Genomic DNA, 7,935 nt, shown 5'->3' with positions numbered 1-7,935 from the left:
CTCATTTAAATCACTTTGCTATTAAGTACAAATTGATTCTTAGAGCGAACCAGATTGCTTGGCAGGAGCTTAAAAATATGGCAGCTTAAAATTGACCGTGCGTAACATGAGTTACTTAAAATCAAAAATTTCATTAAAGATAATCACAGTTTAGCATTTGCCTTTATGGGCTATCTCATTTTAATTATTTTTTATATTCTATCTTGGTTTTACCTCGGCCAAGATCCAAATAGTAAGGTGATAATCCCTCTTTTTGAGCCGCCAGCTGGTTTTTCTCCCCAATCCTTAGGTTACATTAAGGAAATGGAAAGCAGTGATAAATTGTTTACAGCAGCGATCATTAATATGGCGGTAAAAAAATATTTAATGATTGAGGAAACAAGCAAGAAAGAATATCGGCTAAAAAAAATTGCCGCAGACGAAAATAATTTAACTGCCTCAGAAAAAGCAATTAGCCAAGAACTTTTTAAGAGTACGCCCTCAATTCTCATGGTTCAAGCTAACCATAGCCCTATCTCCAAAGCAGTAGAGCAATTTAATGAAAAATTGGCTGAAGAGTTTCAAAAACAATATTTTATTCTTAACACCCCGATTATCCTCTTAGGTATAGCGATTTCGGTGGTCAGTTTACTCCCACTTCTAGGACCGCTACTTTTCCATTCATTTGATTACCTATTTGCCTTTTGTATTGTGGGCTTCTATGGCTTCTTTTTTATCGAATCTTTAATTCCCCATAAAATAAAACGATTTCAACGTTTCTACTTAAGCGTTTTAAGTATTATTTTGTTAATAATTATTCTCGGCATTATTTTCTTACCTTTAATATTTGATTCCTTGTTTGGCTCTAATTGGCTCATCTATTTACTAACTGCCCTATTTATAACAACCAACTCCTTATTTAGAGATTTGATGAGAAGACCAACCCCCAAGGGCATGGATATCGTTTCGCAAACTTTAGGTTTTGAACTTTTCTTAAAAGCAACAGAAGAAACCCAAATGAATTTCCGCAACCCACCCGATAAAACGCCACAACTTTTTGAACGCTATCTACCCTTTGCCTTGGCCTTGGGCCTAGAACAAAGCTGGTCGGAACAATTTTCACAAATACTCTCAGAAAGCCAATATAAGCCTGAGTGGTATTCAAGTAGAGTACCTAATTTTTCCAGTTCGCATTTTTCGCAATCCTTAGGTAATTCCTTTACGAGTGCTGTCTGTTCAGCCAGGGTTGCTCCTAGCTCCAGCTCTAGTTCGGGATTCGGCAGTGGAGGTTTTAGCGGTGGAGGTTTTGGTGGCGGTGGTGGTGGCGGATGGTAAAAAGATTAACTGCTATAATCAATTTAAAACAAAGAGGGAACGATAATGGATACTACAAAGAAACCTAAGTTTTTTCTCAATTTTATTAGTACAATTTTTCTGCTCCTATGTACTGCCGTTTCCTCAGCTGAAGGTAAGTTTGATTTTACAATTATCCACGATGGCAACAAACAAAATGAAGAATTAGCAAGTTATATCGAAGAAAAAGGGACGTTCAAGAAAATTATAAAAGCACTCAATGAGTCTTTAACTATTCCTTACGATATTCATATTATATTGACCAGTAGTGATATTGGACCATACTACTCCCCCAGTAAAAAAACCATTTTTTTAGATTACAATGATGAGCGTTGGTCAGCTCAACAATATGATGCCAATTATCCCGACTCCGATAAGGAAACCCGCGATTATTATTTAAATAATATTAATTTATTCAGTTTGTATCACGAGTTAGGTCATGCCTTGATTGATGCATATAACATCCCTATGGTCGGCTCAGAAGAAGATGCTGCAGATAGTTTGGCTGCGGTCATGATCCTTTATTATTTTACTGAAGGCTCGCAAATTCTTCTAGATAATGCGGACTATTTTGAACGCGCACGCGAAGCGAGTGCCTCGCAAGAAAACCAATATTGGGATGTGCATGCACTCAATGAGCAACGCTACTACCGCCTCATTTGTTACGCCTATGCTAATGATCCTAAGGATGTGGAAGAACAATTAAAAGAGTGGGATAAAGAAGACCAGGATGACACCTTTGCCAAGTTTTTAAAAGAAAAAAGTGAGTCCTGCATTTGGGAATATAAAAGCCTGAATCAATCTTGGTTTACGCTCTTAAAACCACATTTTAAAGACAGCAGCGAAGCAGATGAGGCAATTAAAGAAATAAATAATCCTAATAGTACCGATGAGGACACTAGTGATAGTACTAGCGATGAGGACGAGGATAGTGATGAATAACTAAGCACGGCCCGCGAACCTTGCTGGCTTCTTAACTTGATTCGCTAGGTAGTGATAAAGTGATTTTTGTTTTAATTAAGTTCAAAACAAGCCCATACACTGGGATAAATGCGAGCCAACTGATTGCTATTTTAAATAACAAATCAATACTCGCTATTTCTAACCAGTGTTCGCTTAAAAACGGATTAGGACAATGGTAAAAAGCCACTGCAAAAAATAAAAAGGTATCCACTAAATTACCGGCAGTGGAAGAAAGAATGGGGGCCAACCACCAAGAGCTATTAGCTCGATAACGCTGGAACACAGCAATATCTAAGATTTGGCCCACCACATAAGCTAAAAAGCAAGCCAAGGCAATACGTAAAGGCATTAGATGTACACTAAACAGCTCTAGATTTCCAGCAGTCTCTAGATAACTGGCTATGAAATAAGATAAGAATAAAGCTGGGAACATGCTGCGAAAAATAATACGTCGAGCATTACGGGAAGTGGAAAGGCGAACGGTAAGATCAGTTAAAATAAAAATAGCAGGATAACTAAAAGCGCCCCAAGTCGTATGGAAACCAAATAATTCAAAGGGGTATTGCACCAAAATATTGCTTAGAGTTAGTAATAAAATATGACTGCTCGTTAACAGTTTAATAATCAATGAGCTTGAATTATGTTCGACCATGCAGAGAACAAAGAGTATAAAAAAGTTTTTAATGATCTCATTTGCATTAAATTTTGTCAACGAGGCGCCAACTGAACTCGCTATACGCCTAAACCCGGACGCGTTTTATATCGCCCAGAATTTAGTGCCTATAAACCTAGCCAGCGTATAAACCTATCTGTGGATTGTACACGTACCGAAGAATTGCCATTAAAACTCACTGTATAGCTTTTTACTTTTCCATTGTTATCTGAGGTGGAGTTAATACTTTTAATGGTTCCTAAATTAACTATTTTCATTTCTGTTTCGTAATAACCTCGCACCATTCGTAAAGTGGGGATTACAAAATAGAGCGCTTGGATCCCTTGACTATTATTGATAATTTGATTTATCTCTTGATTATTAAGGGCAATATACTCTTCTTTTGCTATTTGCCTTCTAAGCATGCGCCCTAAAGGAGCTTGCGCATGAAAAATTTTCTCATATTGCGTAGCAGGCATGACGAGAATAGGCTTATCCTCCCCCCCTTTAGAAACTTGGGCAAAAAAAACATCATCACGATGTTCCTCAGTTCCTACCGGTGAGGAAATACTACTTAAGGCGGTGGCGCTCTTAGGTTTATCGCAAGTAAGGAATTTAGATTTGCTAAACCACTCATCGCTAGGATAATACACCACAATAATGGACTCATTCTTTATAGTATTAATAATTGGCTGATACAAAGTTAAAGGGACGGCCGGACAGCCCCAACTCCGTCCTGGGCGGCCATAGCGTTTGATGAAACCTTCATCTAAATACCAGCCACCATGCATGACAATCGAACGATTCATCGCATTATCATTAAAATTTCGTTCTAAGCCATTGAGTCTTAAAGAAAGTCCTTCTCGGCCATAATAGGCTTTATCGGTTTTATATACCCCAATGCTACTGGCTTTACTATTATATTTATTCGAGAAATTATTAGTTAGTAAGGTGCCTGATTTAATACCATGCGATACATAAGTATTAAATAATAGTTTCTTCTGGGCTAAGTCAAAAATCCAGAGCCTCTTTTGATTAGAAGGTAGGGAGTAATCGATAACACTTAAAATATTGTTGCGGTTAACTTTATACGTCGAAGTACATTTTAATGCGGTTGCCACCTTATTAATCACCGCCTCATGTAAATCAGGCGCTTGCGCATGCAGCATCGCTTTTAATTCCTCAATATTGATTTGCGGATAAATAGGAGGAATTTCACTTACTAAATTCTTATTAGGCAAGGCAATTTTCTCTTGCATGGCCTGAAGATTTAAAGGAGACAAACCAAATGATGTAACTGCTACAAGCGATAGCAGAGTATTGATCATGATAGTTCCTTGATTGATTAATCTTATGTTTTATTCTTATTCCTTCTTTTTACTATAGCTCAAATAGAATTAAATGATGGGCTTAACCAGAAATTTTATGGCAGATACGGGGTCTAACGAGAGAGGTGAGGACAGCTGCCGAGCCAAAGCTCGACCTATGGGGTTGGATGAATAATCAAGACCTTTTAGCCTTTACTTTAATGCCCTGTTCATCCTCATAGTCGCTTAGAATAGGAGTCGGGGCATTCCGCAAAGAAAGCCCCATATCCAATAGACTAACAGAGCAGGGGTAGGACTTGTTCCACAGTACCGCATTATATGGTGCTCCGGCACGAAACGTATTCTAAGAAAAAAGGGGGCCTATTTCCCCCTATTCCATAAAAATCGGCGCTAAGTTTTACAATTAAACAAAACCATTTAAAACAATTTTACCGCGAGCAGCATGACTTTCAATCAACGCATGCGCTTTACTAAGGTTGGCAGCGTTAATTATACCCATACATTCGCCGACGGTGGTCTTAATTTGCTCATTATCAACCATTCTCGCCATTTCAGCTAAAATTTCATGTTGCCTTATCATATCTGAGGTTTTAAAGCGCGAACGGGTGAACATCATTTCCCAATGAATCGAAATACTCTTCAGTTTAAACAGCTTAATATCCAAGTGCATAGGATCGTCAATCAAGGCAAATTTACCTTGGGGTTTCAAAGCGTCAACCAATTGAGTCGCATGCTCATCACTATGGGTTAGGCTAATCACATAGTCGATTTCAGGATAGTTAATGGCCTCTAATTGGGTTTTCATATTTTTACTGTGATCAATCACATAATGAGCCCCATTGTTGAGAATCCATTTCACCGAATCTGCACGGGATGCGGTGCCAATAATGGTTAATTTAGTCAGTTGTCTTGCCAACTGAACGAGAATAGACCCTACCCCTCCTGCTGCCCCAGTAATCAATAAAGTCCCTTTGTCATTGGCATCAACCTTTAAACGATCGAACAACAGCTCCCAAGCGGTCAAACTAGTGAGTGGTAAAGCTGCAGCCTCCTGAAAATTCAAAGAACGGGGCTTTTTTGCTGCTAAACGCTCATCAACTAAATGAAACTCGCAGTTGGTTCCAGATCTGGTTATGTCACCGGCATACCAAACCTCATCGCCAGGCCGAAATAAAGTCACTTCCGGCCCGGTTTCTAGGACAATGCCCGCGGCATCCCAACCTAAAATTTTTACCTCACCCTCTTCAGGCTGGGTGTTTTTCTTTACTTTAATATCCACAGGATTTACTGCAATGGCTTTAACCTCAACTAAAATATCTCGTCCTGTTGCTTTTGGCTTGGGTAAATCTACATCAATTAGAGTATGTTCACTACCGGCATAATATCCTATCGCTTTCATCAAAACTTCCTTAATTTTAGAGTAAATAAATCATTGAGCTAAGGCTATTCTATACTTATCACATTGTTGCAACAAATAGAGAATCTTATGAAATTATTTATTAGTAGCTTACTGCTTGTCTTTGCTTCTTTAAGTGATGCCACATCCTGCTTAGGACAAGCACCCCTCCTTAAAAAGAGCATCGAAAATTGGGAGATTATCGCCGATAATACGGCACGCATTAATTTGCAACCCTATTTTAGCGGCGACCATCTGATCTATGCGGTTTCCTATCAAAAGCTGCAAAAAAACAATAAGGTCCAGATTGATCCGCATAGTGGTCTGCTGTTGATCGATGCGCAAAAAAAAGATAATTTTGACCTTAAAATAACCGCAAAAAATAATTGCGGTAAAATCAGTGCTCGATTTAATGTGCAGATCGATAAAGAAGAGTAGCCTCTAAGTAAATTGGCTTACAACTATAGAGCGAGCACTTGCTTTATAACGAAATTCCATTAAATAAATACCCTGCCATACACCAAGTAATAAACGGCCATCTTGAAAAGGAAGGGTTAAAGAAGTACTACATAGAATGGATTTAATATGGGCAGGCATATCATCAGGCCCTTCTTCATCATGCTTATAGTGTCTATTCTCAGGAACTAGATGATTAAAAAAAGTCTGAACATCCTCTAAGACATCTGGGGAGGCATTTTCATTTAAGGCCAAGGCGGCAGAGGTATGCTGAATAAACAAATGTAATAGGCCGCTACCTTTAATAGTCACCTGCTCCAATAATTCCTTGCTTATTAAATGAACCCCGTAGGATTTCGGAGCTAAACGAATGATTTGATGCTTAACCATGAATACCTCATTATTTATTTAACTTGCCCCTGAATTTCCATTCCTGTTTTTAATTCGAATTGACTGACCTCGCCTGCATTAAGTTCTATAACAGCTAAAACAGAGTTATCACAAGATAGAGGCACTGTGGATAAAGGCTTAGTGTGCTCAAGAATACACTTAATTCGATAATCAGGTCCAATAAATAACATGTCCAGCGGCAGATAAGTATTTTTCATCCACATTGTAGGTTGACTTGTACTCTTAGGATCAAAAACAAAAATCATGCCCCCGCTTTCAGCTAAGCGGTGACGATACATTAAACCACGGTTATACTCACTTTGGGTTTCTGGAACCTCTAAATAAAAAGGATGTTTATTAATAGAAACCGTCATCGTCTCCATAGCCTGAGTGATTAGCGGCATACTCATTAATAAACTAATAACTAGCTTATTAAAATTCTTTATAACCATGTTTATCCTTAAATTGCAAAATTCACTAAGTTTAGGCTATTTATCTAGAAATTCTTAGGGCTATAATAAAATTAACCTTTTAATTATAGGACATGGATATGCCTAGAACCTTTTTCCCACAAGCCAAGGCAGCGGCTGTGGATAAATTACTTGAGAACATTAATGTCCTATTAAGTTCAGCAACAATGGATTTAGCTGAGCTTAACCATTATCAACAGCAATTAGAAAAGCATTTAGAGCATCCTCAAGATATCTCTGCACGAACTATACGGCGGATGCGTAAAACATTAGCTGAGCTTAATTCCTATGCAAATGAAGATGAGGCCATGGATGTAATAAGGATATCGTCAGAATGCTGCATTCAAATTCCCTCCCCCACAGATCTAGCTTATATGGCAAAAATGCCTGCAGGTGGGGCTGAGGATCAGCAAAGCCGCTTAACCCATATGAGTGAACTAGTGCTAGGGAGCACGAGCCTTCCGGTAAAAACCACGGATGAATTCGAATTCAATAAAAATTGGCAAGCCTTATTTAAATTGATTGATTTAGGGAAAAAAGCCTTTGCTTTAAGAAAAGTGGAGCAAATGGCCGAGACGGAGCCTCTCTTGCAATTAATTTTAACTATTCATCCTATAAAATACTTACAAACAATTATTAATCATTGTATCGAAGCTCAAGCTAGGGGTTATAAACGATTGAACTCAGACATTGTGAGCACTCCTAAAACTTTTGAACTACTCATCAAAGACTTAGCCCTAAGTTTAAACCCGGCTTCACCCTTGTATTTTTCTTTTGGGCTTCCATCTCATCATGCATTTAACGATTTGGGTAGCGGTTTTTGTCTGTTTAACTCATGTTACGCACATAAACTTGTAGTTTGACTAAAAAGCATTAGAATTCCGCCCTTAATTTTAGGGAGGGAATTAAATGGATATGCTTGATCTTTATAGTGATTATTTGATTTTC

10 protein-coding genes are annotated in these 7,935 nt (G+C 38.2%); 4 read left to right on the top strand and 6 right to left on the bottom strand.

Going from position 1 to position 7,935, the window contains the following annotated elements:
• Positions 1-5: 5 nt before the first annotated feature.
• Positions 6-134: a hypothetical protein gene (locus ELY15_RS16585; RefSeq protein WP_255411098.1), complete on the bottom strand. Its 129-nt coding sequence runs from the start codon at positions 132-134 to the stop codon at positions 6-8.
• 31 nt (positions 135-165) lie between these two features.
• Between ELY15_RS16585 and ELY15_RS11620 the strand changes: the two genes are divergently transcribed.
• Both ELY15_RS11620 and ELY15_RS11615 read left to right on the top strand, forming a co-directional pair.
• Positions 166-1,314, top strand: coding sequence for a DUF2207 domain-containing protein (locus tag ELY15_RS11620; protein ID WP_158617459.1), 1,149 nt, complete (start codon positions 166-168; stop codon positions 1,312-1,314).
• A 45-nt stretch (positions 1,315-1,359) separates the two neighbouring features.
• Positions 1,360-2,274: a DUF4344 domain-containing metallopeptidase gene (locus ELY15_RS11615; protein WP_127100195.1), complete on the top strand. Its 915-nt coding sequence runs from the start codon at positions 1,360-1,362 to the stop codon at positions 2,272-2,274.
• Positions 2,275-2,305: 31 nt separating this feature from the next.
• Here the strand turns inward: ELY15_RS11615 and ELY15_RS11610 are convergent, their stop codons facing one another.
• The 3 genes from ELY15_RS11610 to ELY15_RS11600 form a co-directional block, all read right to left on the bottom strand.
• Positions 2,306-2,947, bottom strand: a complete 642-nt coding sequence (locus tag ELY15_RS11610; protein ID WP_127100193.1) for a 7-cyano-7-deazaguanine/7-aminomethyl-7-deazaguanine transporter — start codon at positions 2,945-2,947, stop codon at positions 2,306-2,308.
• 128 nt (positions 2,948-3,075) lie between these two features.
• Positions 3,076-4,275: a murein L,D-transpeptidase catalytic domain family protein gene (locus tag ELY15_RS11605; RefSeq protein ID WP_127100191.1), complete on the bottom strand. Its 1,200-nt coding sequence runs from the start codon at positions 4,273-4,275 to the stop codon at positions 3,076-3,078.
• Between the two features lie 403 nt (positions 4,276-4,678).
• Positions 4,679-5,674 carry a zinc-binding alcohol dehydrogenase family protein gene (locus tag ELY15_RS11600; RefSeq protein ID WP_127100189.1) on the bottom strand — a complete coding sequence of 332 codons (996 nt, stop codon included), beginning with the start codon at positions 5,672-5,674 and terminating at the stop codon, positions 4,679-4,681.
• Between the two features lie 87 nt (positions 5,675-5,761).
• Here ELY15_RS11600 and ELY15_RS11595 point away from each other — a divergent pair, with 87 nt between their 5' ends.
• Positions 5,762-6,109 (top strand): hypothetical protein, encoded by a 348-nt coding sequence (locus ELY15_RS11595; protein ID WP_127100187.1) that lies wholly within the window; start codon positions 5,762-5,764, stop codon positions 6,107-6,109.
• Positions 6,110-6,112: 3 nt separating this feature from the next.
• On the opposite strand, the gene ELY15_RS11590 is transcribed toward ELY15_RS11595, so the two are convergent.
• Positions 6,113-6,517 carry a secondary thiamine-phosphate synthase enzyme YjbQ gene (locus ELY15_RS11590; RefSeq protein ID WP_127100185.1) on the bottom strand — a complete coding sequence of 135 codons (405 nt, stop codon included), beginning with the start codon at positions 6,515-6,517 and terminating at the stop codon, positions 6,113-6,115.
• A 14-nt stretch (positions 6,518-6,531) separates the two neighbouring features.
• Positions 6,532-6,969 (bottom strand): DUF192 domain-containing protein, encoded by a 438-nt coding sequence (locus ELY15_RS11585; RefSeq protein ID WP_127100183.1) that lies wholly within the window; start codon positions 6,967-6,969, stop codon positions 6,532-6,534.
• Between the two features lie 98 nt (positions 6,970-7,067).
• Here ELY15_RS11585 and ELY15_RS11580 point away from each other — a divergent pair, with 98 nt between their 5' ends.
• Positions 7,068-7,850 carry a hypothetical protein gene (locus ELY15_RS11580; protein ID WP_127100181.1) on the top strand — a complete coding sequence of 261 codons (783 nt, stop codon included), beginning with the start codon at positions 7,068-7,070 and terminating at the stop codon, positions 7,848-7,850.
• Positions 7,851-7,935: the final 85 nt, after the last annotated feature.

Origin of the sequence: Legionella sp. km772 (assembly GCF_003989735.1) — a bacterium.
In the GTDB taxonomy this organism is placed as follows: Bacteria; Pseudomonadota; Gammaproteobacteria; order Legionellales; family Legionellaceae; genus Legionella.
Note: the sequence above shows the minus strand (reverse complement) of the source record. Positions and strands in the feature narration are given on the sequence as shown.